This is a genomic window from Ferrimonas sediminicola (assembly GCF_005116715.1).
Classification (GTDB): Bacteria; Pseudomonadota; Gammaproteobacteria; order Enterobacterales; family Shewanellaceae; genus Ferrimonas; species Ferrimonas sediminicola.
Map to the genome: position 1 here is coordinate 15,058 of NZ_SWCI01000002.1, position 25,233 is coordinate 40,290.

The 25,233-nt window shown below is 61.9% G+C and carries 21 protein-coding genes; 8 read left to right on the top strand and 13 right to left on the bottom strand.

The window, feature by feature from the left end:
- The 3 genes from FCL40_RS03465 to sodB form a co-directional block, all read right to left on the bottom strand.
- Positions 1-1,269: a YeaH/YhbH family protein gene (locus FCL40_RS03465; protein ID WP_136851422.1), complete on the bottom strand. Its 1,269-nt coding sequence runs from the start codon at positions 1,267-1,269 to the stop codon at positions 1-3.
- Positions 1,270-1,287: 18 nt separating this feature from the next.
- The gene (locus FCL40_RS03470; RefSeq protein WP_136851424.1) at positions 1,288-3,222 is read right to left on the bottom strand and encodes a PrkA family serine protein kinase; all 1,935 of its coding nucleotides are present in this window, start codon (positions 3,220-3,222) and stop codon (positions 1,288-1,290) included.
- A gap of 739 nt (positions 3,223-3,961) precedes the next feature.
- The gene (sodB, locus tag FCL40_RS03475) at positions 3,962-4,546 is read right to left on the bottom strand and encodes a superoxide dismutase [Fe] (protein WP_136851426.1); all 585 of its coding nucleotides are present in this window, start codon (positions 4,544-4,546) and stop codon (positions 3,962-3,964) included.
- Positions 4,547-4,734: 188 nt separating this feature from the next.
- Here sodB and FCL40_RS03480 point away from each other — a divergent pair, with 188 nt between their 5' ends.
- Positions 4,735-5,073, top strand: coding sequence for a Grx4 family monothiol glutaredoxin (locus tag FCL40_RS03480; RefSeq protein WP_028111045.1), 339 nt, complete (start codon positions 4,735-4,737; stop codon positions 5,071-5,073).
- Positions 5,074-5,138: 65 nt separating this feature from the next.
- On the opposite strand, the gene FCL40_RS03485 is transcribed toward FCL40_RS03480, so the two are convergent.
- The 3 genes from FCL40_RS03485 to rnt form a co-directional block, all read right to left on the bottom strand.
- The gene (locus tag FCL40_RS03485; protein WP_136851428.1) at positions 5,139-6,464 is read right to left on the bottom strand and encodes a Na+/H+ antiporter family protein; all 1,326 of its coding nucleotides are present in this window, start codon (positions 6,462-6,464) and stop codon (positions 5,139-5,141) included.
- 143 nt (positions 6,465-6,607) lie between these two features.
- Positions 6,608-6,751: a hypothetical protein gene (locus FCL40_RS18550; RefSeq protein WP_169306989.1), complete on the bottom strand. Its 144-nt coding sequence runs from the start codon at positions 6,749-6,751 to the stop codon at positions 6,608-6,610.
- A gap of 98 nt (positions 6,752-6,849) precedes the next feature.
- Positions 6,850-7,530 (bottom strand): ribonuclease T, encoded by a 681-nt coding sequence (rnt, locus tag FCL40_RS03490; protein ID WP_136851430.1) that lies wholly within the window; start codon positions 7,528-7,530, stop codon positions 6,850-6,852.
- 145 nt (positions 7,531-7,675) lie between these two features.
- Between rnt and FCL40_RS03495 the strand changes: the two genes are divergently transcribed.
- Complete coding sequence (locus tag FCL40_RS03495) at positions 7,676-8,542, top strand: flagellar protein MotY (protein WP_136851432.1); 867 nt, start codon at positions 7,676-7,678, stop codon at positions 8,540-8,542.
- 107 nt (positions 8,543-8,649) lie between these two features.
- On the opposite strand, the gene fadE is transcribed toward FCL40_RS03495, so the two are convergent.
- Positions 8,650-11,100, bottom strand: coding sequence for an acyl-CoA dehydrogenase FadE (gene fadE / locus FCL40_RS03500; protein WP_136851434.1), 2,451 nt, complete (start codon positions 11,098-11,100; stop codon positions 8,650-8,652).
- A 271-nt stretch (positions 11,101-11,371) separates the two neighbouring features.
- Here fadE and FCL40_RS03505 point away from each other — a divergent pair, with 271 nt between their 5' ends.
- Positions 11,372-12,154, top strand: a complete 783-nt coding sequence (locus FCL40_RS03505; protein ID WP_136851436.1) for a class II glutamine amidotransferase — start codon at positions 11,372-11,374, stop codon at positions 12,152-12,154.
- On the opposite strand, the gene FCL40_RS03510 is transcribed toward FCL40_RS03505, so the two are convergent.
- Together FCL40_RS03510 and FCL40_RS03515 are read right to left on the bottom strand one after the other, a co-directional pair.
- Complete coding sequence (locus FCL40_RS03510; RefSeq protein WP_136851438.1) at positions 12,117-12,842, bottom strand: DUF3108 domain-containing protein; 726 nt, start codon at positions 12,840-12,842, stop codon at positions 12,117-12,119. The two genes, FCL40_RS03505 and FCL40_RS03510, sit on opposite strands and share 38 nt — an antisense overlap.
- A gap of 43 nt (positions 12,843-12,885) precedes the next feature.
- Positions 12,886-13,239 carry an MGMT family protein gene (locus tag FCL40_RS03515; RefSeq protein ID WP_136851440.1) on the bottom strand — a complete coding sequence of 118 codons (354 nt, stop codon included), beginning with the start codon at positions 13,237-13,239 and terminating at the stop codon, positions 12,886-12,888.
- A 153-nt stretch (positions 13,240-13,392) separates the two neighbouring features.
- On the opposite strand from FCL40_RS03515, the gene imuA reads away from it, so the two are divergent.
- The 5 genes from imuA (at position 13,393) to FCL40_RS03540 (ending at position 21,217) form a co-directional block, all read left to right on the top strand.
- Positions 13,393-14,058, top strand: coding sequence for a translesion DNA synthesis-associated protein ImuA (gene imuA, locus FCL40_RS03520; RefSeq protein ID WP_169306990.1), 666 nt, complete (start codon positions 13,393-13,395; stop codon positions 14,056-14,058).
- Positions 14,058-15,455: a Y-family DNA polymerase gene (locus FCL40_RS03525; protein WP_136851444.1), complete on the top strand. Its 1,398-nt coding sequence runs from the start codon at positions 14,058-14,060 to the stop codon at positions 15,453-15,455. The genes imuA and FCL40_RS03525 overlap by 1 nt, the downstream gene beginning before the upstream one ends.
- Positions 15,442-18,534, top strand: coding sequence for an error-prone DNA polymerase (locus FCL40_RS03530; protein WP_136851446.1), 3,093 nt, complete (start codon positions 15,442-15,444; stop codon positions 18,532-18,534). The genes FCL40_RS03525 and FCL40_RS03530 overlap by 14 nt, the downstream gene beginning before the upstream one ends.
- A 144-nt stretch (positions 18,535-18,678) precedes the next feature.
- A complete protein-coding gene (locus tag FCL40_RS03535) occupies positions 18,679-18,888 on the top strand; it encodes a cold-shock protein (protein WP_136852217.1) in 210 nt (69 codons plus the stop codon).
- A gap of 148 nt (positions 18,889-19,036) precedes the next feature.
- Complete coding sequence (locus FCL40_RS03540; protein WP_136851448.1) at positions 19,037-21,217, top strand: DUF6351 family protein; 2,181 nt, start codon at positions 19,037-19,039, stop codon at positions 21,215-21,217.
- Here the strand turns inward: FCL40_RS03540 and trhA are convergent.
- The 4 genes from trhA to FCL40_RS03560 all read right to left on the bottom strand — a co-directional run bounded on the left by trhA (position 21,214) and on the right by FCL40_RS03560 (position 25,218).
- Positions 21,214-21,861 (bottom strand): PAQR family membrane homeostasis protein TrhA, encoded by a 648-nt coding sequence (trhA, locus tag FCL40_RS03545; protein WP_136851450.1) that lies wholly within the window; start codon positions 21,859-21,861, stop codon positions 21,214-21,216. The genes FCL40_RS03540 and trhA overlap by 4 nt on opposite strands.
- Before the next feature lie 98 nt (positions 21,862-21,959).
- On the bottom strand, positions 21,960-22,400 hold the full coding sequence (locus FCL40_RS03550) for a protein-tyrosine phosphatase family protein (RefSeq protein WP_136851452.1): 441 nt from the start codon (positions 22,398-22,400) through the stop codon (positions 21,960-21,962).
- A 218-nt stretch (positions 22,401-22,618) separates the two neighbouring features.
- Positions 22,619-23,515, bottom strand: coding sequence for a DUF808 domain-containing protein (locus FCL40_RS03555; protein WP_136851454.1), 897 nt, complete (start codon positions 23,513-23,515; stop codon positions 22,619-22,621).
- Positions 23,516-23,607: 92 nt separating this feature from the next.
- Complete coding sequence (locus FCL40_RS03560) at positions 23,608-25,218, bottom strand: VRR-NUC domain-containing protein (RefSeq protein WP_136851456.1); 1,611 nt, start codon at positions 25,216-25,218, stop codon at positions 23,608-23,610.
- Positions 25,219-25,233 lie beyond the last annotated feature (15 nt).

A 25,233-nucleotide genomic window follows, 5' to 3' on the forward strand; every position in this document is an offset into this window, starting at 1 on the left:
TCATGCCGTCTGCTTTTTGAACAGCTCTTTGAATACCGGGAAGATATCTTCCACGGAGCGGATATGTTGCATGGCGAAATGAGGGTGGGCCTGCGCCAGGCTCTCGTACTCTCGCCACAAGGTCTGGTGAGCCCGGTTGGTGATCTCGATATAGGTAAAGTAGCGACAGATGGGCAGCAGCGCCTGGTCCAGCAGTTGCCGGCACAGTGGTGAGTCATCGGCCCAGTTGTCGCCGTCGGAGGCCTGGGCGGCATAGATGTTCCATTCGTTGGCCGGATAGCGCTCCTGCTGAATTTCATGCATCAGTTTCAAGGCGCTGGAGACGATGGTACCGCCGGTTTCCTGACTGTAGAAAAACTCCTGTTCATCCACCTCTTTCGCCTGGGTATGGTGACGGATGAACACCACGTCCAGCTCCTTGTAGGTCCGGGTCAGGAACAGGTAGAGCAGGATGTAGAATCGTTTGGCAATGTCCTTGGTGGCCTGATCCATAGAGCCGGACACATCCATCAGGCAGAACATCACCGCCTTGGAGGTGGGCACCGCCTGTTTGGCGAAGTTGGTGTATTTCAGATCATAGGTGTCCAGGAAGGGGACCGCCTTGATCCTCTGCTTGAGTTCGGTGATCTCCTCTTCCAGGGCCTGGATCTCCTCGGTGCTGGAGCCGGGGGTGTTGGTCAGGGCCTCCAACTTCGCCTCGGCCTCGCGGAGCGCCCGCCGTTTGCCGGAGGTCATGGCGGTACGGCGCGCCAGCGATTCCCTCAGAGAGCGGACGATGTGGATGTTGGAGGGCATCCCTTCCGAGGTGATCCCCGAGCGGACGGTCTTGAACTCCACCAGCTTGTCCAGGGCAGTTTTCTGCAGATTAGGCAGCTCCAGGTCATCAAACAGGATGTCCAGGTACTCGTCCTTGGAGATCTCGAAGACGAAATCGTCGCTGCCTTCACCGCTGTCCGATGCCTGCCCCTGACCGGCCCCCCCGCCCCCGCCCTGGGGCGGTCGGTCGATGCGATCCCCCCGGTGGAACTGGTCGTTTCCCGGGTGCACCACCTGGCGAACGCCGCCGCGGCCGGTGTGAAACACCGGCTCGGAGATGTTTTTGGTGGGCAGGGTGATTCGTTCACCGCTCTCCACATCGGTGACACTTCGGTTGGTGGCTGCATCGGAGACCGCCTGCTTGATCTGCTTCTTGTAGCGTCGCAGGAAGCGCTGGCGGTTAACCGTGCTCTTGCCCTTGGTGTTGAGCCTCTTGTCAATAAAATGGGTCATAGGCACTCTCCCACCGCATCAGGATGACTTGCGTACCCTCAGGTACCATTCGGAGAGCAGGCGAACCTGTTTGCGGGTATAGCCTTTCTCCATCATCCGGTCGACGAAATCGTCGTGTTTCTGTTGCTCATCCGCCGAGGTCTTGGTGTTAAAGGAGATCACCGGCAGCAGATCCTCGGTATTGGAGAACATCTTCTTCTCGATAACGGTGCGCAGCTTCTCGTAGCTGACCCAGTTGGGGTTCTTACCGGCGTTGTTGGCCCGGGCCCGCAGGACGAAGTTGACAATCTCGTTACGGAAATCCTTGGGATTGCTGATGCCGGCGGGCTTCTCGATCTTCTCCAGCTCGGCATTCAGTGCCGCCCGGTCAAACAGCTGACCGGTCTCCGGATCCCGGTACTCCTGGTCCTGGATCCAGAAGTCGGCGTAGGTGACGTAGCGGTCAAAGATGTTCTGGCCATACTCGGAGTAGGATTCCAGATAGGCGGTCTGAATCTCCTTGCCGATAAATTCGACATATTTCGGGATCAGATAGCCCTTGAGGTGTTCCAGGTAGCGTTCGGCCTGCTCTTGTGGAAACTGCTCGCGCTCGATCTGCTTCTCCAGCACATAGAACAGGTGAACGGGGTTGGCGGCCACTTCACTGTGGTCGAAGTTGAACACCCGGGAGAGAATCTTGAACGCGAAGCGGGTGGAGAGGCCGTTCATTCCCTCGTCGACGCCGGCGTAGTCCTTGTACTCCTGATGGGACTTCGCCTTAGGATCGGTGTCCTTCAGGGTTTCACCGTCGTACACCCTCATCTTGGAGTAGATGGAGGAGTTCTCCGGATCCTTCAGGCGGGAGAGCACGCTGAACTGGGCCAGAATGTCCAGTACGCCGGGGGCACACTGGGCACGGCTCAGATCGGAGTTGTCCAAAAGCTTCTCGTAGATCTTCTTCTCTTCGGAGACGCGCAGGCAGTAGGGCACCTTGACGATGTAGACCCGGTCGAGGAACGCTTCGTTGTTTTTGTTGTTGCGAAAACTCTGCCACTCGGATTCGTTGGAGTGGGCCAGGATGATGCCGGAGAAGGGCAGGGCGGACAGCCCCTCGGTACTGTTGTAGTTACCCTCCTGAGTGGCGGTCAGCAGCGGATGCAGCACCTTGATGGGCGCCTTGAACATCTCCACGAACTCCATGATTCCCTGGTTGGCTCGGCACAGGGCACCGGAATAGGCATAGGCATCGGCGTCATTCTGTGCAAAATGTTCCAGCTTGCGAATGTCGACTTTGCCCACCAGAGAGGAGATGTCCTGATTGTTCTCGTCGCCGGGTTCGGTCTTGGCGATGGCAATCTGGTCGAGGATGGAGGGATAGACTTTGGCTACCTTGAACCTGCTGATGTCCCCGCCAAACTCGTGCAACCGTTTGGCGGCCCAGGGTGACATGATGCTTCTCAGGTAGCGCTTGTTGATGTTGTACTCCTGCTGCAGCACCTTGCCATCCTCCTCCAGATCGAACAGGCACAGCGGGGAGTCGTTGACCGGGCTGCGTTCGCCATTGGCGCTGAGGACATAGATGGGAACCTTGGACATCAGCTTCTTCAGCTTCTCGGCCAGGGAGGACTTGCCGCCTCCAACCGGGCCCAGCAGGTAGAGGATCTGTTTAGATTCTTCCAGCCCCTGGGCGGAGTGCTTGAGGTAGGCCACGATCTGTTCGATGGCTTCCTCCATGCCGTAGAACTCTGAGAAGGCCGGGTAACGGGGAACCACCCGGTTGGAGAAGATGCGGGACAGCCTGGGATCCTGAGCGGTGTCCACCATCTCCGGTTCCCCTATGGCTTCCAGTAGCCGCTCGGCGGCACTGCTAAAGGCGTTGTGGTCGGTCTTGCAGAGCTCCAGGTAATCATGGATGCTCATCTCTTCGTCACGGGTTCGTTCATAACGTTGCTGATAGTGCTGTAAAATGGTCATCGGTCACCCCCAGAAATCAGAATTGCCGCGCCGGTGGCAGGGCAGTCATCTCCAACCCTTAGCATTAAGCGTAGACCCAATATTTCGTGTTAGGGCAGCAAACCATAGATTTTTAAGACGAAATATTTCATGGTTTTATCAGGCTCGAGCGGAAAGCTCTGCTCATCTACCTATAAGACCGCACTCAAGGTGCAGGGGTTTCATCTGTATACGATCCAGGTGGCGGAATTGTGCAGAAAATTTGGTTGAAATTGTGGAGGAATCTTTTGCCTTAAAGTGGCGCGAACCGGCTACGAATGGGGTTTTGCTGGTCGGCGAAGGGTGTCACGCAACTGTCACAAATATCCATTAGTAGGTAAGGTAACGTTTTTGCTACAGTGAGCTCGGTTGGTTACACAGGAAGTAGCGTTATGTCAGTGACTCAACACGACCGCGTCTCGATGGAGATGATCTCAACCTACGCCAGATGGTGTGGTATCCACAACAGAGAGCAGTGGCTCGAATACCATCAGCAGCACAGCCGGCCCAGTTGGGTGCCCCATGATCCGGAGCGCTTCTTTTCTCAGTCTGGAGAGTGGCAGGGTTGGGATAAGCTTACCTCAGCAGGGCATTGATGGGGAAAGGCATTTAGCAAAGTAGGGAGCCATTCGGCTCCCTTGTTGTCTCTGACACCGAACCCTCCGGGGGAGAAACGACAAAGGGAGCCGAATGGCTCCCTTGTTCAGTGCGCTGCCAGGCGTTAGCCGGTGAAGTTCTGGTTGACGAACTCCCAGTTCACCAACGCCCAGAAGGCGTTCATGTAGTCGGGACGCAGGTTGCGGTAGTCGATGTAGTAGGCGTGCTCCCACAGGTCGACGGTCAGCAGGGGGGTGACACCCTCCTCGGTCAACGGGGTGCCAGCATTGCTGGTGTTGACGATCTCCAGGCCGCCGTCGGCCTTCTTCACCAGCCAGGTCCAGCTCGAGCCGAAGTTGTTGATGGCCATGTCGGTGAACTTGGCCTTGAACGCGTCGAAGGAACCAAAGGCAGCGTTGATGGCATCGGCAATGGCACCCTTGGCTTCGCCGCCACCGTTGGGGGACAGGCAGTGCCAGTAGAAGGTGTGGTTCCAGATCTGGGCCGCGTTGTTGAAAACACCGCCGCTGGAGCTCTTGATGATCTCTTCCAGAGACTTACCGGCAAACTCGGTGCCTTCGATAAGGCCATTCAGCTTTACCACGTAGGTGTTGTGGTGCTTACCGTGGTGGAAATCCAGAGTCTCGGCAGAGATATGAGGTTCCAGTGCATCCTTGGCGTAAGGCAGTGCAGGTAGTTCGAAAGCCATGTGCGTTCTCCATTTAGCTGTTTTAGCTGTTGGTTTTGTTCCGTATGGGGCTATTGTACTCCCTAACCCTGTGACGTGCATCATGTTCCCAATTGAATGTTCTAACCGGGTTCATCGAAAAAATACATTGGGGTTTGGTTGCACTTTGAATAGAATGAGAATCAAGATCACTACCAAATGTGGTACCCATGGAAACTGTAGAAAAGATTAAGTCACAAATCGCTGAAAATCCGATCATCCTGTATATGAAGGGCTCTCCCAAGCTGCCCAGCTGTGGATTTTCCGCCCAGGCCTCCCAGATGCTGGTGAACTGCGGAGAGGCGTTTGCCTACGTGGACATCCTGCAAAACCCTGATATCCGCGCTGAACTGCCCAAGTACGCCAACTGGCCGACCTTCCCTCAGCTTTGGGTGGAGGGTGAACTGATCGGTGGCTGTGACATCATCCTGGAGATGGCCCGCACCGGTGAACTGCAGAGCCTGGTTACCGAGACCGCGGCCAAGTACAAGGAGCAGGAGGCCGAGTAGGCCTTCTCGCAACGCCGATGAAAAAGGGGCGCCATCTGGCGCCCCTTTTGTTTGCGGGTTTGGGATTACAGCACCATGGCCGCCACCCAGCCCGACGCCAGCAGCGGCAGGTTGTAGTGGAGGAAGGTGGGGACCACAGAGTCCCAGATATGATCGTGCTGACCATCGGCATTAAGGCCGGCGGTGGGACCCAGGGTGGAGTCGGAAGCCGGGGAGCCGGCATCACCCAGGGCGGCGGCGGTACCCACCAGGGCGATAACCGCCGGGGTGGAGAAGCCAAAACCCAGCGCCAGCGGCACGTAGATGGCGGCGATGATGGGAATGGTGGAAAATGAGGAGCCGATCCCCATGGTGATGAACAGGCCTACCAGCAGCATCAAGAAGGCCGCCAGGGCCTTGTCGGTGCCGATCATCGCCTGGATGGAATCCACCAGGGCGGGAACTTCGCCGGTGGCCTTGATCACCGCGGCGAAACCGGCGGCGGCGATCATGATAAAGCCCACGGTCGCCATCATCCGCACCCCCTGGGTGAACAGATCCTGGCTGGAGATCCCCTTGTCCATGCCGCCGAGGTTGAGTACCACGAAGCCCGCCAGGGCACCGAAGATCATCGAGTCCGTATAGAGCTGAATCCCCAGGGTGGCGGCGATGGCCACCATGACCATGGCGATGCGGGTGCCGCTGAGGGGCTGGTGCTCCACATGCTCGCTGCCGTCCAGATCCTTCTCCTCGTACTGCCTGGGTTTGCGGTAGCTGACGAAGGTGGCGGTCAGCAGGCCAAACACCATCCCCAGGGCGGGAATGAACATGGCGCCCATCAGCTCATCGGCCTGCATCTGGAGGCCGTTGCCGACCAGGTTGGCCATCAGGATGTCCTTGAGGAAGATCCCGCCAAAGCCCACCGGCAGCACCATGTAGGTGGTGACCAGACCGAAGGTCAGCACACAGGCAATCAGGCGGCGGTCCAGGTTCAGCTTGTTGAATACGCCCAACAGGGGTGGGATCAGGATGGGGATAAAAGCGATATGGATGGGTACCGCGTTCTGGGAGGCGATGGACATCAGCAGAATCGCCACCAGCAGGGCGTACTTGACCCCGGTAACCGCCTGGTTATCGGGATGACGGCCCAGGCGACCGATGATCGCCCGGGAGAGGCTGTCGGTGATGCCGGTGTGGCTCAGGGCCACGGCGAAGGCGCCCAGCAGAGCGTAGCCCAGGGCAATGGTGGCGCCACCACCCAGTCCGGTGTTGAAGGCATCAATGGTCTCGGCCAGGCTCATATCGCCCAGCAGACCGGCAACCAGGGCGCTGACGGTCAGCGCAATAATCACGTTGACTCTGGCCAGGCTGAGCACCAGGACCAGGAGTACCGCGATGACGACGGCGTTCATTGTTATCTGTTACCTATGGTTGATTGCTATAAAAGGTGAAACGAACCATTTTCAGGGTCAGGAGGGAACTGTCCAGTGAAATATGCACCAGGAGTGCGATTGTGTGACCAAAATCGGCCTTGGTGAGCCGTGATGGGCCGAGGTTAACCGGCCCGCTTGAGACTTTGTTTGTCGAGGTACATCTGCAGGTCCGCTTCGGCAATCAGTTGCTCGGCCGCCGTAGCTGAACCGCCTTGCCACAGGGCCAGGCCAATGCTGGTCACCACGTCCATCTGCTCGACGGTCAAGCTGTGTTATGTGGCGAGAATTTGACGCCATCGAGGTTTTGGGGCCGGATAAGCTGGTCGGGCGATGGAGGGGGCCGTCCAAGGCGGCTCCGGTGCCGTTACTCCTGCCCTTGCGAGTCCTGGGGCTGCCCCTTCTTGATGTTTTCCTCCGGTACCTGCCATCCCCCCAGTGATTTCCACTTGTTGACGATATGGCAGAACAGTTCGGCGGTGCGCTCGGTATCATAGAGGGCGGAGTGAGCCTGCTTGTTGTCAAACTCGACTCCGGCGGTGCGACACGCCTTGGCCAGCACCGTCTGTCCCAGGGCCAGCCCCGACAAGGTGGCGGTGTCGAAGGTGGCGAAGGGGTGGAAGGGCACCCGCTTTATCTTGGCCCGTTCGATGGCGGCATTGAGGAAACCGTGATCAAAGGCGGCGTTGTGGGCCACGACGATGGAACGGTGACAGCCTGCGGCCTTCTGCGCTTTACGTACCGCCTTGAAGATCTCATGCAGGGCTTCCTTCTCCGAGACGGCGCCCCGAAGTGGGTTGTGAGGGTCGATGCCGTTGAACTCCAGGGCGGCGGGCTCCAGGTTGGCTCCCTCGAAGGGCGCTACATGAAAGTGGAGCGTCTGGGCGGGCTTGAGCCATCCGTCGCTGTCCATCTCCAGGGTGACAGCGGCGATCTCCAGTACCGCATCGGTGGCGGCGTTGAAGCCGGCGGTTTCGATGTCGATCACCACGGGGAAGTAACCGCGGAAGCGGTTAACAAGCAGATTTTCTGGTTTAATAGGGGTCATGCCGCCAGCTTTGTTTCTCTCGGGGTGCGCAATTATCGCAAAGCACCGGAATAATGCAAAAAACTTTGGTTGGTGAACATTTGGCCTAAAGCTTTCCGCCAGGGCGCCGATACAGGCGGTAACAGAGAACCTCAGGGTAGCGTAGATGCGATTGAGATATGGTGCAGTGATTGTGGGTGCAATGCTCTCCTGCTCCGCCTCCGGTGGAGTCAGGAACTACGTGGCATCCATCGATCAGTCACACTGGAATCTGGAGACGGCCAGTCCGCTGCAGTGCACCCTGACCCACACCATCCCCAATTTTGGCACCGCGGTATTCAACAGCAGGGCCGGGCGCTCCACCGACCTCAACTTCGTCCTGGAGATGAAGCGCAAGCCGGAGCGGGCCACCCGCGCCAGCCTGCGTTCGGTGGCCCCCTCGTGGCGACCTGGTGTGCCGGCACGGCGCATCGTGGATTTGACCTACCAAGCCCAGTTTGATGCCGAAGTGCCCAAGCAGGCCGCCTGGGTGATGCTCTCCGAGCTGGAGCAGGGGATGCAGCCCACGTTCTACTACCAGGACTGGTATAACCCGGTGAACCAGGTGGCGGTGGGGTTGAGTTCCGCCAACTTCCAGAACAGCTACTTTCAGTTTGTGGCCTGCATCGACAGCCTGCTGCCCTACAGCTTCGAGGATATCGCCTTTACCGTCCTCAACTTCCGGGAAAAAAACGGTGAGTTGACCTCAGACTCACGCCGCAAACTGGAACGGATCCGCGAGTACCTTTCCTATGACCCGACCCTGGAGCTGGTGCTGATCGATTCCTATACCGACAGCTTTGGTTCGGAAGCGGCCAACCTCAAGCTCAGCCATGAGCAGGCGGACAAGTTGAAGCAGTTCTTTGTGGATTCCGGCATCAATGCCGAGCGTATCGTCAGCCAGGGACATGGTGAGAAGCGCCACATCGCCAGCAACACCAGCAACCGTGGTCGGGCCCAGAACCGCCGGGTGGTGATCCGGATGGAGCGTTAACGTTCAGTTTGTGAAGAGGGGGCCTGATGGCCCTTTTTTGGGTCAGCGCCCCAATGACAAAAGAAAAACCCCGGCCTGCCGGGGTTTTTTTGTCAGGTCAGTCGGACTCAGGCAGCCTGGACGGGCTTGCTGGGTTCGACATCGACCGGGTTGGCCTTGAGCTCTTCAGGGGCGAAGTCGTCTACGTTGATGGTTTCCAGTCGACCGGTTTCGGCGTCGCGCAGCAGCTGGGCCTCGTCGGCGGTCAGAACCCCCAGCTCCAGCCCCTTGTCGGCCACCTCATGCAGCTTCCAGAACGGCAGCTTGGTGCCAGCGGCTTTGCACACCTTGTCGAACAGGGGCTCGGCGGCCAGGATGTTGCGCAGGGTCTGCTCCTGGCGGCCCACCGGGTTGTTCTCGTGGGCTTCCAACCACTGGCCGGCAATCAGGCGGTCACGGGCGGCGCAGGGGGTCTGCAGGATCTTGGCCACCTGGTGATCCAGCTTGTCGGAGGTGCGCTTCATCGGCAGGCCCAGGGGGAACATCACAAACTTCAGCAGGCCGCCGAAAGCGGGGAAGTTCTCCAGCAGCTCCACCAGGGAGGTCTGCAGCTTGAATAGGCTGTCCTCGACCGCCCACTGCATCAGCGGGATGTCGTCGCTCTGGCGGCCGTCATCCTGGTAACGCTTGAGAGTGGCGGAGGTCAGGTACAGTTGGCTGAGCAGATCCCCCAGGCGGGCGGAGGTGCGCTCCTTGCGCTTGAGGCTGCCGCCCAGCATCGCCATGGCTAGGTCGGAGAGCAGGGCCAGGTTGGCGCTGAAGCGGTTCATATGCTGATAGTAGCGCTTGGTCACGTCGGAGTAGGGGGCGCTGCTGAAGCGGGCGCCGGTCAGACCGAGCCAGATGCTGCGCACCAGGTTGCTGAACACGAAGCCCACGTGGCCCCATACCGCCTGGTCGAAACTCTCCAGGCTGCGGCCGGAGTCCTTGTCGAACGCCGCTTCCATCTCTTTCAGCACATAGGGGTGGCAGCGGATGGCGCCCTGGCCGTAGATCACCAGGGAGCGGGTCAGGATGTTGGCCCCCTCCACGGTGATGGCAATGGGGGCGCCCTGGTAGCCACGGCCCAGGTAGTTGTTGGGACCCAGACACACCCCCTTGCCGCCGTGAATGTCCATGGCGTCGATGACGCATCGCTGCATCCGGTCAGTCAGGTGCATCTTGACGATGGCGGAGATCACCGAGGGCTTCTCACCCAGGCCCAGGCCGGTGGTGGTCATGGCGTTGACCGCCTCCATCAGATATGCGTTGCCGCCAATGCGGGCCATGGGCTCCTCAATCCCCTCCATCTTGCCGATGGGGGTCTTGAACTGGCGACGGATGCGGGAGTAGGAGCCGGTGGCTGCCGCGGCGGTCTTGATGCCACCCGCGGAGTTGGAGGGCAGGGTGATGCCCCGGCCTACGGAGAGGCACTCAACCAGCATGCGCCAGCCCTTGCCGGCCATCTCGGGACCACCGATGATGAACTCCAGGGGCACGAACACGTCGTTGCCCTGGGTGGGGCCGTTCTGGAACATGGTGTTCAACGGGAAGTGGCGGCGGCCGATGATCACGCCGTCGATGTCGGTGGGGATCAGGGCGCAGGTGATGCCGATCTCCTCCTGGTCACCCAGCAGGCCGTCGGGATCGCGCAGCTTGAACGCCAGGCCCAGCACGGTGGCCACCGGGGCCAGGGTGATGTAGCGCTTGTTCCAGGTCAGGCGCATGCCCAGCACCTCTTTGCCCTGCCATTCGCCCTTGCAGACGATGCCGTAATCGGGGATGGCACCGGCATCGGAGCCCGCCTCGGGGCTGGTCAGGGCGAAGCAGGGGACCTCTTTACCCACCGCCAGGCGGGGCAGGTAATAATCCTTCTGTTCTTCGGTTCCATAGTGCTGCAGCAGCTCACCGGGACCCAGGGAGTTGGGCACGCCGACGGTGGAGGCCAGCACGGAGTCGACGCCGGCCAGTTTCTGCAGAACCTGGGACTGGGCGTAGGGGCTGAACTCCAGGCCACCGTACTTTTTCTTGATGATCATGGCGAAGAACTTGTTGTCCTTCAGGTACTGCCATACCTCGGGAGTCAGATCCGCATCCTGGTGGGAGACGCGGAAGGCGTTCACCATCCGGGACACCTCCTCCACCGGACCGTCCAGGAACGCCTGCTCTTCGGCGCTCAGGCGGGGCATGGGCAGTTGGTGCAGCTTCTTCCAGTCAGGGGCACCGGAGAACAGGTCCGCGTCCCACCAGGTGGTGCCCGCTTCGATGGCATCCTTTTCGGTCTGGGACATCTCGGGCATCACCGAGCGGAACGCCTTCAGGGCTGGCCTGGTCAGCAGGCTCTTACGCAGGGAGGCGATATTGAAGGGGATGGCGATGATGGCGAACAGGATCCAGGCCAGGGAGCCCACGATGCCAAGGCCGGTGCCGATAGCCAGGGCTGCGGCGGCCACCAGGGTAAACAGGGTCAGCGAGGCGCGTCTGTAGATGAGCCCCCCCAACACCAGAATAGAGGCAATGCTCCAAACTAGGGTAGTCACGTTAATTCTCCTTGTGTCACCTGCCGGGAAACGGGCTGCCGGCAAGTTTGCTCTCTGTCACAGTATATGGTCTGGTCTGACCTCTGTCACATAAAAACTAAACGCATGTTTTAAATTCTTCAAGATCTATTTGCGAATATTTGTACAGAGGCGTAGGGCAATGGTGAGAGGCAGGGTGGTGAGCCTTTGAGCAAACGCTGCCCTATCGGGGTGCGTGAACGTTAAAATCTGGTTATTCTTCGTTGTAATAGAGAATGATACGGGTAGAGCTATGTGTGAATTGCTGGCGATGAGCGCCAATGTGCCCACGGACATTGTGTTCAGCTTTACCGGCCTGGTGGAGCGCGGCGGGGTGACCGGCCCCCATAAGGACGGCTGGGGCATCACCTTCTACGAGGGGATGGGGAACCGCACCTTCCGGGACTGCAAGCCCAGTTGCCAGTCCCAGGTGGCCAGCCTGATCAAGGAGTACCCCATCAAGAGTCAGGCGGTGATCAGCCACATCCGCCAGGCCAACCGTGGTCGGGTTTCCCTGGAGAATACCCACCCCTTCTGCCGGGAGTTGTGGGGGCGCTACTGGACCTTCGCCCACAATGGCCAGCTCAGTGGCTACACCGATAAGCTCAAGCCCCAGCGGTTCCAGCCCGTGGGCAATACCGACAGCGAGCTGGCGTTCTGCTATCTGATGGACAAGCTGGCGGAGCGTTTCCCGGAGAAGCCGAAGGAGATGCGTCAGGCGTTCCGCTTTATGGCCCAGGAGGCGGCCAAGCTCAGGGAACTCGGGGTGTTCAACATGCTGCTGACCGACGGCCGTTACCTGTTGGCGCTGTGCAGCAATAACCTGTGCTGGATCACCCGTCGCGCCCCCTTCGGCGAAGCCAGGCTGATCGACACCGACATGGTGATCGACTTCAAGAAGGAGACCACGGAGAAGGACATCGTGACCGTGATCGCCACCCGGCCCCTGACCCACAACGAGCAGTGGCACACCATGGAGGGGGGCGAGTGGCAGCTTTTTAAGGACGGCTTGCCCGTAGCGTCGGGTCGGTCGTGAAGGTCAGCTTGGTGAGCTTCAGTTCCGCCTGCACATCCCCATCCTTATACTGAATCAGGCGCGCCATCACCAGATGGTGCGCCTTGGCCAGCCACAGGTAGGTCTGACGGCTGCTGCCTTCCCCCCGGTCCCGCTCCAGCTTGATGGTCTCCAGGGTGCCGAAGGGCAGGGTCAGGGTGTCCTCGCCCACCACCCTGTAGCGGTACTCACGCTCCTTGGCCTTATAGATGACGGGGTAGCTCATCTCGGTCCTGCCCGCCGCCACGTCCAGCCTCAACTGCTGCTGGTAACTCAGGGGATCGAACCTGGGTTCGCTCCAGGGCAGCCGGGTCTTTGCATCCCGGTACTGGGCATCGATGCGTCCCTGCTCGGGATCGAAGCGGATCCATGCCTTGAAGTCCGGCCCGGTGCCGGAGCGCTTCATCCGGTACAGGGTCGGGCGCACCAGGTCTGAGGCCATCTGGAACTCGCTGGTCTCGGTGCGGGTGTCGGAGAGAAACAGCCAGCCCACCTGACTCTGGTAGCCCAGGCGGTAGTGATCATCGGCCAGCCGCTCCAGCTGGTAGTAGCCGCTGCCCAGCTCCGAGTCGCCACGCCACACCTGGTAATCCGCCCGGTAGGGCAGCAGGGGGTTGGCCTGAATGGCCAGCGCCTGCAGCAGCAGGGCAATCGTCAGCAGGGTTCGCATGGGCACTCCTGAAAAGTGTTCGTCAAAGATCCACGGGCTCTCGTTAAAAGGGTAGTTGCCACAACAGCTCGGCGAGATCCGGCTGCCACTGGTAGCGATTCATATTGATGCGGCTGCCGTTGACCTCCACCCCCTCCTGCCGCAGCCGGTACTGCTGTTCCCGGTACCCCGGCGAGTCCTTGGGCAGGGAGATCCTGCCGCCGGCGCCCAGAACCCGGTACCAGGGCAGGGCCATCTCCTCGGGGACGGTGCGCATCGCCCGTCCCGCCAACCGGGCCCGTCCGGGCAGGCCGGCCAGATCCGCCAGCTGGCCATAGCTGACCACCTTGCCTTCGGGGATCATCAGGCACACCTGCCAGATCCTCTGCTCTCCGGTAAGGGGCTTGGGCTTACTCATCCATCTGTATCCTTCCAACCTCTCTGGAGAGCCAGTGTACTGAATTTTCTTTAAGAGTGCCCAAAGGCCCCACGGGTTCCCCCGGATCCCTTGGATCTGTGGCCAAGATGGTTAATACTGTATATGCGTACAGTATTTTGTTTGGTGCGAAAGATGTTGAAACCCGTTGATTCCCTGCTTAAGCGCGATGACCTGTGGCTGGCCAGCCAGTGGCAGCAGGAACCGTGCGGCATCGCCACCGGTTTTCCCGGCCTGGACCGCCACCTGGCCCGTCAGGGCTGGCCGAACTGTGGTGTGGTGGAGGTGCTGGTGGCCGATCCCGGCAGCGGCGAGGTGTTGCTGCTGCAGAGCCTGATGACGCCGGCACAGGACCAGTGGCTGCTGCTGATCTGTCCCCCCTTCGTTCCCTACGCCCCCGCCTGGAGCCGGAAGTTGGACCTGAGCCGGTTGTTGTGCCTCACCGAGCTGGATCGCAAGGAACAGCTGTGGGCGGCGGAGCAGGCGCTGGCCAGCGGCAGCTGTCAGCGGGTACTGCTGTGGCTCGATGCCCTGTCGGTGAGTGAATCCCGGCGGCTGCAACTGGCGGCGGAACGGGGGGACAGTGTCGCCCTGGTGTTCCTGCCATTGGCGCTGGAGCAGCAGAGCCATCCGGTCGGCCTGCGCCTGAGGCTGACACCCGAGCCCGCTGGCCATCGCCTGCAGATCCTCAAGCAGCGCGGTGGCTGGCCCCAATCGCCCCAGCGGCTGCCCCTGGCCCCCCAGGGCTGGGGGGCGCTCCCCGCCAGGGACGCGGCCACCCTGGTACAAGGGCCCTGGTAATGCTGTGGCTGGGTTTGCACTTCGTGGATCTGCAGCTGCACCATCAGGCGCGGGCGCTGGAGCAGGTGCCCCCCCTGGCCCTGGTGGGCGGGGTGCCTATTCGGGTGCTGCAGCTCAATGAGCTGGCGAGGGCGGTTGGAGTGGCACCGGGGCAGAGCCTGGCCACCGCCTCCGCCCTGTGCCCCGAGCTTCGGCTGCTGGAGCCCATGGCCGACCAAGCCGCCGTGCTGGAGGAGTTGGCGGCCTGGGCCTATGGCTTCAGTGGCCGGGTGGTGCTGGTGCCGCCGGACAGGCTGTTGCTGGAGGTGGGCAGCATGCTGCGGCTGTTCGGCGGCCTGGCCCAGTGGCGTGCCGCCATCAACCTCAGCCTGGCGGCCCTGGGGTTGCCTTGCCGCCAGGGGCTGGGACACACCCCTCAGGCGGCGGCGCTGCTGGCGCGCAGCGGTGAGGATGCCGATACCCTGGAGGAGGAGGCACTACGGGCTCGACTGCTGGCCCTGCCGGTGACCGCCCTGGAGCTGCCGGGAGACAGCACAGAGCGGCTGCTTGGGATGGGGATCCGCCAGGCGGAGCAACTCTACCGCCTGCCCAGGTCAGAACTGGGGCAGCGTTTCGGCAGTGAGCTGCTGCTCTATCTCTCCCGCCTGTGGGGAGAGATGCCCGATCCGCGCCAGGAGTACCAGCCCCCCCCAGGCTTCCATCAGAAGCTGGTGTTGCTGGAAGAGGTGGAGCTGGCCCAGGTGTTGCTGTTTCCCCTGAAGCGGATGCTGGTGGCCCTGGGGGAGTTTCTGCGCCACCGCCAGCTGGCCTGTGACGCCTTTACCCTGACCCTGGTACATCGCCAGGGGCTGGCTCGGCAAGTGGTGCTGCGCCCCGGCTTCGCCGAGCATCGCAGCGAGCAACTGCTGAAGCTGGTGCAGTTGAGGTTTGAGCGCCTGACCCTGTACCAGCCGGTGGTGGAGCTGGCGCTCACCGCGGAGCACTTCAGCGACCTGGAGCCCGCGTCCCGGGGCCTGAGTGCCCAGGTGCTGCCTGGGGGGCCGTCCTCCCCGGCCCGGGAGCTGGTGGCCCAGCTGATGGCCCGCCTGGGAGAGTCCAGGGTCAGGGGGGTGGGCTGCGTGGATGAGATCCGCCCCGAACGGGCCTGGCGCTGGGGGGAACCCGGCGCCCGCAGTGCGCCGGCGCCGCAGCGTCCCCGTCCGCCCTGGTTGCTGGAGGAGCCCCTGGCGGCACAGCGCAGTGACTTGCGGCTGCGTCAGGGGCCGGAACGACTGGAGAGTGGCTGGTGGGACGGTGCTCCCGTGGCCCGGGACTACTACCTGGCCCAGGTGACCGATGGTCGCTGGTGCTGGGCGTTTCGCGATGGTCGGGGGTGGTTTATCCATGGCTGGTTCTGAGCCTGGCTACGCCGAACTGCACTGCCTGAGCAACTACAGCTTCCTGCAGGGGGCCTCCCACCCTGCAGAGCTGGTGGCTCAGGCGGCCAGCCTGGGCTATGACGCCATTGCCCTGACCGACGAGTGCTCCCTGGCGGGGATCGTCAAGGCCTGGGAGGCGGCCCGGGAGCATGGCATCAAGCTGATCACCGGCTGCGAGTTCCGTTTCGGTGAGGCCACCCTGGTGGTGCTGGCCCAGAGCCGCCGCGGTTATGGCCGGCTTTCCGCCCTGATCACCCAGGCTCGCCGGCGCAGCCCCAAGGGGGAGTACGTTATCCACTGGAGCGATCTGGCGCCGGGCCTGGAGGAGTGCCTGCTGCTGCTTAGGCCGGTGGCGGGCACCGAGCGGGCGCGGCTGGATCCGATCCTGGCGACGCTGGTCCCCCTCTACCGGGGGCGACTGTGGTTGCTGGTGGAGCGCCACTTCGCGCCCGATGACGCTACCACCCTGGCCCTGACCGAGGCCCTGGGACAGCGGTGGTCAGTGCCCCTGGTGTGTGCCGGCGGCGTGCGGATGCACGATGTGACCCGCCAGCCGTTGCTGGACCTGCTCTGCTGCGTGCACCATGGTTGTACCCTGGCCCAGGCGGGCTGGCGGCTGGAGGGCAACCGCGAGGCGCATCTCAAGAGCCTGGAAGCCCTGGGACGTCGTTACCGCCGGGAGTGGCTGGCTCAGACCCAGGTGATCGCCGAGCTGTGCCGGTTCGAGCTTGGGGAGCTGCGTTACCAGTACCCGGCTGAGGTAGTGCCCGCCGGGCTGAGCGCCTCCCGCTACCTGCGCCAGGAGACCGAGGCCGGTGCCCGCCGCCGCTACCCCGATGGTGTTCCCGAGAGGGTGGCGGCCCAGATAGAGAGAGAGCTGCAGCTGATCGATGAGTTGGAGTACCACTACTTCTTCCTGACCATCTACGACATCGTCCGCTTTGCCCGGACCCGGAAGATCCTCTACCAGGGACGGGGCTCGGCGGCCAACTCGGTGGTGTGCTACTGCCTGGGGATCACCGAGGTGGATCCCACCCAGGTGAACCTGCTGTTCGAGCGCTTTATCTCCAGGGAGCGCAACGAACCGCCGGACATCGATGTGGATTTCGAGCACCAGCGGCGGGAGGAGGTGATTCAGTACATCTATGGCAAGTATGGGCGGGAGCGGGCGGCGCTGGCGGCCACGGTGATCAGCTACCGCTTCAAGAGCGCGGTGCGGGACGTGGGCAAGGCGCTGGGGCTGGATGAGAGCTACCAGGAGCGCCTGATCAAGCAGGTGGACCGCCGCGACAAGGACACCACCTGGCAGAGCCAGACCCAGGCGCTGATCGGCGAAGAGGGCGTGCCCGCTGGCGCCGCCGCCCACCTGGTTCCCTTGGTGGAGAGCCTGATCGGTTTTCCCCGTCACCTCTCCCAGCATGTGGGCGGCTTTATCATCTCCCAGGGTCCGCTGGCGGAACTGGTGCCGGTGGAGAACGCCGCCATGGCGGATCGCACGGTGATCCAGTGGGACAAAGACGATCTTGAAACCCTGGGGCTGCTCAAGGTGGACGTGCTGGCCCTGGGGATGCTGACCGCCATCCGTCGCTGCTTCGACCTTATAGGCCAGTGGCGGGGCCAGCCCTATGGCATGGATGATGTGCAGCGGGAGCAGCCCCAGGTGTATGACATGCTGTGCCGGGCGGACAGCATCGGCGTGTTCCAGATCGAGTCCAGGGCGCAGAGCAACATGCTCCCCAGGCTGCGCCCAAGGAGTTATTACGATCTGGTGATTCAGATCGCCATAGTCCGTCCTGGTCCCATCCAGGGAGAGATGGTCCACCCCTACCTGCGACGCCGCCATGGCCTGGAGCCGGTGAGTTACCCCAGTGAGGCGGTGCGTGAGGTGCTGGAGCGCACCCTGGGTGTCCCCATCTTCCAGGAGCAGGTGATCAAACTGGCGATGGTGGCCGCCGGATTCTCCGGTGGGGAGGCGGATCGTCTGCGCCGGGCCATGGCCAGCTGGAAGCGCCACGGGGAGTTGGACAAGTTCGAGACCAAGCTGCTGTCGGGAATGGCGGAGCGGGGCTACAGCGAGGCCTTCGCCCGCCAGGTGTTCAACCAGATCCGCGGCTTTGGCGAATACGGCTTCCCCGAATCCCACTCCGCCAGTTTCGCCCTGCTGGCCTATGTGTCCGCCTACCTCAAGTACCACCATCCGGCGGCGTTCTGCTGTGCGCTGCTCAACAGCCAGCCGATGGGGTTCTATACCCCCTCTCAACTGGTGCAGGATCTCCGTCGTCACGGGGTCAGCGTGTTGCCGGTGTCGGTGAACCACAGCGGCTGGGATCATCGTCTGGAGTCGGTGGCCGGCGAAGCCGGGTTGCGGCTGGGCCTGAGGCTGGTGAAGGGACTGTGCGAGGAGGCGGGCAGGGCGGTGGTCTGTGCCCGGCCCGAGGGCGGGTACCGCGACAGCCAGCAACTGGCTTCCCTCAGCGCCCTGGGGCGGCCGGATCTGGAGCGGCTGGCGGCCGCCGATGCCCTCAGGAGCATGGTTGGCCACCGCTACCAGGCCCGCTGGCAGTTGGCGGCGGTGATGGAGCAGTTGCCCCTGTTTGGCGAGGAGCCGCCTCAGAGCCAGGTGACCCTGGCGGCTCCCGAGGCAGAGGAGGAGATGCTCACCGACTTCACCCAGCTGGGGCTGACCCTGGGGGAGCACCCGATGTCGATGCTGCGCCGCCGTGGCCTGATGAAGGGCCAGGTGAATGCCGAGCAGTTGATGGGCTGTCGTCAGGGCCAACCGGTGACTCTGACCGGCGTGGTGGTGGGGCGCCAACGCCCGGGTACCGCCAGTGGCGTAACCTTCATTACCCTGGAGGATGAAACCGGCAATGCCAATGTGGTGGTGTGGAGTCGCACCGCCCAGGCTCAACGCCAGCCTTATCTGACCGCCAGGTTGATGCAGGTGAGTGGCAAAGTAGAGAAGGGGGAGGGGGTGGTGCACCTGATGGCCGGGCGCTTGCTGGACAGAAGTGAACTGTTTGACAATTTCAGGGTGAAATCGCGAAACTTTCGTTAACAAGCTGGTATCATTTTTGAGCTGGGCAGATTAACTGATAAAAAAATCACCAGGGGGTTTGTAAACGCCGATAACCTGAGTATACTTGAACTCGATAACGGGCGGTAAGGACCGTCCGTGCGATTGATTGAAAAAGAGTTAGATATGTCTGAACAAGTTACTGGAACAGTTAAGTGGTTTAACGACGAAAAAGGATTTGGCTTCATCTCCCGTGAAGATGGCAAGGATGTGTTCGTACACTTCTCTGCTATCCAGGGCAATGGACGCCGTACCCTGGTTGAGGGTCAGCAAGTGACCATGACCGTAATTCAAGGCCAAAAGGGTCCTCAAGCTGAGAATGTAAGCGTTATCTAACACTTACCCAAGCAGATTTTTAGGGCCCTTGCCGTCAGGCGAGGGCCTTTTTATTTCCATTTTCATCTGTCTGGCCGGTTCGTCCCCTTGGGGGCGTGCTCCTCTTTGAGCCACACTTACCCCAGGTTGTGTCTCGGGGGAGTGTGCGATGAGGTGGTTTTATTATCTGCTGACTCTGGTACTGGCGATCCTGCTGGGGGTACTGGGTTACTTCCAGTACCTGCGCTGGACTCATCCCTACCATCAGATGCAGGTGAACCGGTTGCCTCCGCCGGTCGACGTGCCTGTGATCGACTACCGGCCTCATCTGGCCCTGGTGACCCGTCCCGATGACACCTACTTCTTCCCCATTCCCCTTGGAGAGGTTGGGCCCAGTCAACCACTCTATGCCGGTCCGCGGCAGTACCCCTTTTTCTGCATGACCCTGCTGGCCGGTTTGGGCCAACCTGCAGTGGATAACCACCAGGGGTATGGTGTTCCCGTGTACGAGGAGCGGGGAGGCCGGCCGGGCAGCCGCATTGTCGGGTATAGCCGCGACTGCGGGCTCCCCAGCCGGCTTAGCTACTACTTTGCCGATATCAGGGGGCAGGTCCGCCGATACGATCCCGGTGCTCCTCCCCCCCCTGAGGCGGTGGCCCAGACCCGGCTGGGCAGTGACTTGGTGCCGGAGATCTACCGGGTGGAGAGTGGCACCATCAACCGTTACATCTATCACATAGCCATGCTGGCCACGCCACAACAGGCCCGAACCGAGGCCCCCTGGTGGAACCGCAAGCTAATCTACCAGTTTCACGGTGGCAGTGGCATCGGTTTCCGTCAGGGACGGGTCAAACCCATCCGGCTGCTGAGCAAACGGCGCGAACAGTTGCGCAGCGGCTATGCGGTGATCACCTCCAGCGGCAACAAGACCAGCTACACCTACGACATGATCCGTGCCGAGGACACCGCCAGGCGGGTCAAGCGTCAATTCACCAGCCTCTACGGCCAGCCCAGGTACACCATCGGCATCGGCGGATCCGGCGGGGGACTGGCCCAGTACCTGATGGCTCAGAATCGTGCGGGTGTATTCGATGGCGCCCTGGCGCTGTACGCCTATCCGGATATGGTGACCCAGACCCTCTATGGCCTGGACTGCGATCTGCTCAATACCTATTACGCCTTTCGCGCCCGGCGCAACCATCGTTGGCAGGACTTTGACAACCGGGTCTCCCTGGAGGGGATGAACGCCAGGGCCGGCTTCGATCATAAGGCGGCCTTCCTTGAGCCGCTCAACCAGCTGCTGCATGGACGCTGGCCCAGTTGGCCCGAGGGATCCAGTGAGTGTATCAACGGTTGGTTCGGCTTGTCGGCCCTGATCCACAACCCCCATCAGGGCTATATTCGCCCCATGTTTTCAGAGCCGATCCAGGCCCGGGGCCACTGGAGCTACTGGGAGGACCTGGTTGAGATCTATGGCCGCGATGCCCGAGGGTACGCCCGCAGTGCCTGGGGCAACATGGGGGTTCAGTATGGGCTGCGCCCCCTGGTCTCCGGGCAACTGACCATGGGCGAGTTTCTGCACCTCAATCGCCACATCGGCAGTTGGCGCAGGCCACACAGGATGGAGGCGGAATCCATCTGGCTGCCATTGGGGAACAAACTGCCCCTGTGGCTCTCCCTGTGGGGCAATCACAACATTACCGAGGGAGCCCCGGCGGAACGGCGGCAACCGGATCCCATCGCCGTGGAGAGGGCCTATCGCAGCGGTCAGGTGTTTGTGGGCAGCAATCCCCTGCCGGTGATCGATCTGCGCCACTACCTGGAGCCGGAACTGGATATGCATCACCTCTCCGCCTCCTTTGAGGCCAGGGCCAGGATTCTGGCCTGGGAGGGGCACAGGGACAACCAGGTGATCTGGGTCTCCCACCGGGACTACACCCCGATCGCCGAGGCGTTTGCGGCGATGGAGGGGTGGCTGGAGGCCAAAGTGCGTGGCGAGCCCAGGCCGGCGGGGCTTGAGGATCAGTGCTTCGATGAGCAGGGCAAGGTGATCTATCGAGGGGAGGATGCCTGGGATGGCGAGTGGAATCACCGGGAGCCCGGCGCCTGCAGTCAGCGTTATCCCCATTTCAGCAACTCCCGCGTCCAGGCGGGCGGCCCCTGGCTGGGCAGCGTGTTTCAGTGCCGACTGATCCCACTGGAACAGGCGGTGGCCCGTGGCCAATACGGCTCCCTGGATGTCGGCCCCTACCTGGCGCGGCTCAAGGCGATCTTCCCCGGAGGCGTGTGTGACCTCACCTCGGCCGATGCGCTGCGTCCGGCCGACCTCAATCCGGCATTGGGCTTTTAGCCGGGGATGACAAACACGGCGATGGCCACACAATGACACACGGCCCCTCCCAGCACACACAGGTGCCAGATGGCATGGGTATAGGGGGTCTGCTTGGCGACGTAGAAGGCCACCCCACCGCTGTAGCACAGGCCGCCTATCCACAGCAGGTTGAAGCCGGCGTCGGGCAGGGACTGGTAGAGGGGATAGATCACCAGCAGGCAGAGCCAGCCCATCACCAGGTAGGTGGTCAGGGCCAGCTTTTTATAGCGATGTACGAAGAACGCCTTGAACAGAATCCCCGCCAACGCCATGGCCCAGATGATGGCCAGCACCAGATCCGCCATCCAGTCGTCCAGGCTGATCACCATCATCGGTGTGTAGGTGCCGGCGATCAGCAGGTAGATGGCGCAGTGATCCAGGCGTTTGAACACCTGCTTGGCGCCGGGGTGGCTGACGGCGTGATAGAGGGTGGAGAACAGAAACAGCAGGATCAGGCTGGCACCATAGATGCTGATGCTGGCGATCTCCCAGGCGTCGAGCACCGGAATCGCCTTGGTAAGCATCAGGGTCAGGCCGACGATGGCGGCGGCAACGCCGAGGCCATGGGTGACCGCATTGGCGATCTCTTCACCGGGGGAGTAGGGTTGGATTTGGCTGTGCATCGGGCTCTCACTGAGATACAGGTCAAACCAGAATGGTAGCAGCAGGAGGTTCAGCTAACAAGTGTTAGCCGAACCGCGTAGGAGATTGAAAATTAGCGTTACTGAATCACCCTGGCCTGTTGCAGCAGACTCATCAACTGGGCCTCATCCAGCTCCAGCTCTGGGATGATCTGCTCGATGGTACCCAGGGCGAGGTCGAAGTCTCCCTGTTGATGGATCAGGTAGGCGGCCAGTCCGGCGGCGGTGCGCTGTCCGCCGCTGCAGTGGACCGCCACCGCCCCTTCGAACTGCTCGATAAAGTTGACCATCTGCTCTAACTGCACCCGGCTGGGGATCTGGCCGCTGGCCACAGGCAGCCACAGAAACGGCAGTTTCCAATCCTGGTAGAGTTGATGGTTGTCCTGATCATCGCACAGTGAGATCACCGCTTGAAATCTGGCCTTGGCCAGGGCCCCCAGTTCATGGGCTTCGGGTTTGCGGATGCCGGCCAGCTTGCCGGGCTCTACCCATCTCGGGGTCAATTCTGCCTCTTGGTTCATGGCGCTCTCCCATTCATGAGTGAGCTCAGTTTAGGGGGCGTATGCTGAATAGAATTTAAACGGAGTTGGCCGAGAGACTGACAACCGCTGAGCTGGTACAGGAGGGGTACAGAAACGGGCCCGGCCGGCGTCACTTTCCTCACAGGATCCAGCGCCTCAGACGGCCGCTGGCGACACCTGGCGAGGAAGGACAACGGCGTGCCGTCGTCCCTGTCGGATCAGCCTCGAACCTTTTGTCCCAGGTGGATCAGTCCCACCAGCCCAAAGCCGGCCAGCAGCCCGGTCAGGCCGTTGAGCAGGGTGGGCACCAGCGCCGACACCACCTGGCCGATGGCCGGGACCAGCGCAGTTTCCGCCGCCGCTTCGGAGATCCACTCGCCGATAAGGTGAACCCCGTGGGTCAGGATGCCGCCGCCCACCAGGAACATGGCGATGGTACCCACCAGGGAGAGTGATTTCATCAGCCTGGGGGCGGCTGCCAGCAGCAGCCTGCCCAGTGACTGGCTGACATCGGAGGGACGTTGACTCAGGTAGAGGCCGGCATCGTCGATTTTGACGATGACCGCCACCAGGCCATAGACTCCGATGGTCATCACCAGGGCGATGGTCGCCAGGGTGGAGAGCTGGGTGATAAAGGGGCTGGCGGCCACCACCCCCAGGGTCAGGACGATGATCTCGGCCGACAGGATGAAGTCGGTGCGGATCGCCCCCTTGATCTTGGTCTGCTCGTACTGGTGCTGATCGCTGCCACTGAGGTCCCGGGGCAGTTGGTGTCCCTCCTTTGACAGCATCTCCAGCACCTTTTCCGCCCCTTCGAAACAGAGGAAGAGTCCGCCGAGCATCAACAGCGGGGTGATCAGCCAGGGGATAAAGGCGCTGATGGCCAGAGCCAGCGGCACCAAGATCGCCTTGTTCAGCAGTGAGCCTTTGGCTACGGCCCAGATCACCGGCAGCTCCCGGTCTGCCTTGACGCCGGAGACCTGCTCTGCGTTGACCGCCAAATCATCGCCGAGCACGCCGGCGGTCTTCTTGGCGGCGACCTTGCTCATGACGGCCACGTCGTCCAGAATTGAGGCGATATCATCCAGTAGGGTGAGAAGACTGGCACCTGCCATGTTGTTGTTTTCCTGTTATAAAAAATCAAATCTGTCGAGGCGGAAAGAGTAGTCCTCATCGTTCCGGCAAGCAAGGGGTAGCCTCGGCAAAGTTACTCAAAACTTACCTGACAAACCGATACCCTGGCCCCCTGACCTTCGAGGAAATTGAGCCAACGGGACTGATTGTCTTGCAGCCTGTCCCCCGGTCCCTTCACCTCCAGCCATCGGGCCTGGCGTCCCTGGACCAGAAACAGGTCCGGATGGCCGCTGCGATTGCCCCTCAGATCGAACAGCAGCCGCTCAAAGCAGGCGCTGAGCAGCGCCCTGGGCAGGCTGTGCAGGGCCTGTTCGGCCAGATCTGCCGGGAACCTGTCCCACTGCACCAGCGGGTTGGCGATTCCCTGCTTGAGGCGGTAGCGCTCCAGCAGCCGCTCAGGCGTCCAGTTCGCCAGCTCGGCCCGGAGGCTGGCCTGGCGTCGAGGGACAAACTCCGGGCGATAGAGATCCCTCGGTCCCTGCTGGTAGGGGTTGACGAACGCGCCGGCCACCGGCGCGAACATCGATGGCCAGATCACCAACCCCAGTAGGCCATTGAGCAGGGCGTTTTCACAGTAAAAGACCCGCCAACCCGCCGCTGCGTAGTGGGCCGCCACCTGCAGCTCCACCCGCTCGCCGCTGTTGGCCAGGACCAGCCTCTCCTGTTTGGGGGCGTGGGTGGTCAGGGGGGACCAGTGCCAATGCCCCTGACGTGCCAACTGCTTGCCCAGGCGTGCCGCCACCGTGGCTTCCTGCTCATCCAGGGGAGAGACCAGCATCCGGGTGACCAGGGTCACGGCCCGCAGCGACCGTTGGCGTTTCAGGGCGATCCGCGCCTGGCGCTCCCGGGATGGGGGCAAGGTGCTTTGGCGGTATAGGACCAAAGCCTGGTCAAACGCCTCCCGGCGTTCCCATTCGCGGGCAACCAGCAGCGCCGTTTTCTGGCGCTTTCGCTCCAGCTCCGGCCAGGGCAGGGGGCCGGGCAGCCCGGGGGCCAGTTGCAGCAGGGCGTCACCATCGCGTTGCTCAAGGCAGCGCTGGCACTCCCGGCTCAGCACCTCCTGGCTCAGCCAGGCCTCCAGGGTTTCCCGGGAGTCTATCTCCAGCCCGTCCGCCGTCAGCGGGTAGCTTTCGAATCGCTGGATGCCGAGATCGCTGACCACAAACTGGGCCAGGTCCTGGTGAAGGTTGCCGAAGTAGAGCAGCCTCAGGGTGTCGAGTATGGCCCGTTGTTCCAGGGCCAGCACCGACAGCCGGTGCTCGGGCAACGGCAGTGGCGCCAGGCTCGCCAGCAGTTCGGTTTTACTCAATCGGGCGTCGGCCTCCGGCACTAAGGCCAGCAGTTCCCTCTTGGTGCACAGGCTGGCCAACTCCTGCCAGCCGGGGGCGGGGTGCCACCGTGCCAGACGCGCGTCGACCAGGGCCTTGGCGCAGTGGTGAAGGTCGGGGATCTCGTCGTACCTGAGCTTGTCCAGCCTGAACAGAGGGCCTTTGCGGGAGAGCAGTCTCACCAGCAGGCGTTGCGGAGCCGGGCCCAGGGCATTGAATCGGATCAGCCAGGCGAGCTCGTCGGCGCTCAGCAGGTGCCGGCACCGGTCCACAACGTGGCGGACCAGGAGGTTGAAGTTGCTCAGGTAGTAGTCGGGCGCCAAGTCGGCACCCGCAGCAGGGAGCGGCGTGTCCATCGGGACAGCTTAGCC

Coding starts and splice junctions, on each gene's coding strand:
- FCL40_RS03560 (WP_136851456.1), bottom strand. CDS start 25,218: ATGGACACGCCGCTCCCTGCTGCGGGTGCCGACTTGGCGCCCGACTAC.
- FCL40_RS03505 (WP_136851436.1), top strand. CDS start 11,372: ATGTGTGAATTGCTGGCGATGAGCGCCAATGTGCCCACGGACATTGTG.
- trhA (WP_136851450.1), bottom strand. CDS start 21,861: ATGCACAGCCAAATCCAACCCTACTCCCCCGGTGAAGAGATCGCCAAT.
- imuA (WP_169306990.1), top strand. CDS start 13,393: ATGTTGAAACCCGTTGATTCCCTGCTTAAGCGCGATGACCTGTGGCTG.
- rnt (WP_136851430.1), bottom strand. CDS start 7,530: ATGACCCCTATTAAACCAGAAAATCTGCTTGTTAACCGCTTCCGCGGT.
- FCL40_RS03465 (WP_136851422.1), bottom strand. CDS start 1,269: ATGACCCATTTTATTGACAAGAGGCTCAACACCAAGGGCAAGAGCACG.
- FCL40_RS03555 (WP_136851454.1), bottom strand. CDS start 23,515: ATGGCAGGTGCCAGTCTTCTCACCCTACTGGATGATATCGCCTCAATT.
- FCL40_RS03550 (WP_136851452.1), bottom strand. CDS start 22,400: ATGAACCAAGAGGCAGAATTGACCCCGAGATGGGTAGAGCCCGGCAAG.
- FCL40_RS03540 (WP_136851448.1), top strand. CDS start 19,037: ATGAGGTGGTTTTATTATCTGCTGACTCTGGTACTGGCGATCCTGCTG.
- FCL40_RS03495 (WP_136851432.1), top strand. CDS start 7,676: ATGCGATTGAGATATGGTGCAGTGATTGTGGGTGCAATGCTCTCCTGC.
- FCL40_RS03510 (WP_136851438.1), bottom strand. CDS start 12,842: ATGCGAACCCTGCTGACGATTGCCCTGCTGCTGCAGGCGCTGGCCATT.
- FCL40_RS03470 (WP_136851424.1), bottom strand. CDS start 3,222: ATGACCATTTTACAGCACTATCAGCAACGTTATGAACGAACCCGTGAC.
- FCL40_RS03530 (WP_136851446.1), top strand. CDS start 15,442: ATGGCTGGTTCTGAGCCTGGCTACGCCGAACTGCACTGCCTGAGCAAC.
- FCL40_RS03485 (WP_136851428.1), bottom strand. CDS start 6,464: ATGAACGCCGTCGTCATCGCGGTACTCCTGGTCCTGGTGCTCAGCCTG.
- FCL40_RS03525 (WP_136851444.1), top strand. CDS start 14,058: ATGCTGTGGCTGGGTTTGCACTTCGTGGATCTGCAGCTGCACCATCAG.
- FCL40_RS03480 (WP_028111045.1), top strand. CDS start 4,735: ATGGAAACTGTAGAAAAGATTAAGTCACAAATCGCTGAAAATCCGATC.
- FCL40_RS03515 (WP_136851440.1), bottom strand. CDS start 13,239: ATGAGTAAGCCCAAGCCCCTTACCGGAGAGCAGAGGATCTGGCAGGTG.
- FCL40_RS03535 (WP_136852217.1), top strand. CDS start 18,679: ATGTCTGAACAAGTTACTGGAACAGTTAAGTGGTTTAACGACGAAAAA.
- sodB (WP_136851426.1), bottom strand. CDS start 4,546: ATGGCTTTCGAACTACCTGCACTGCCTTACGCCAAGGATGCACTGGAA.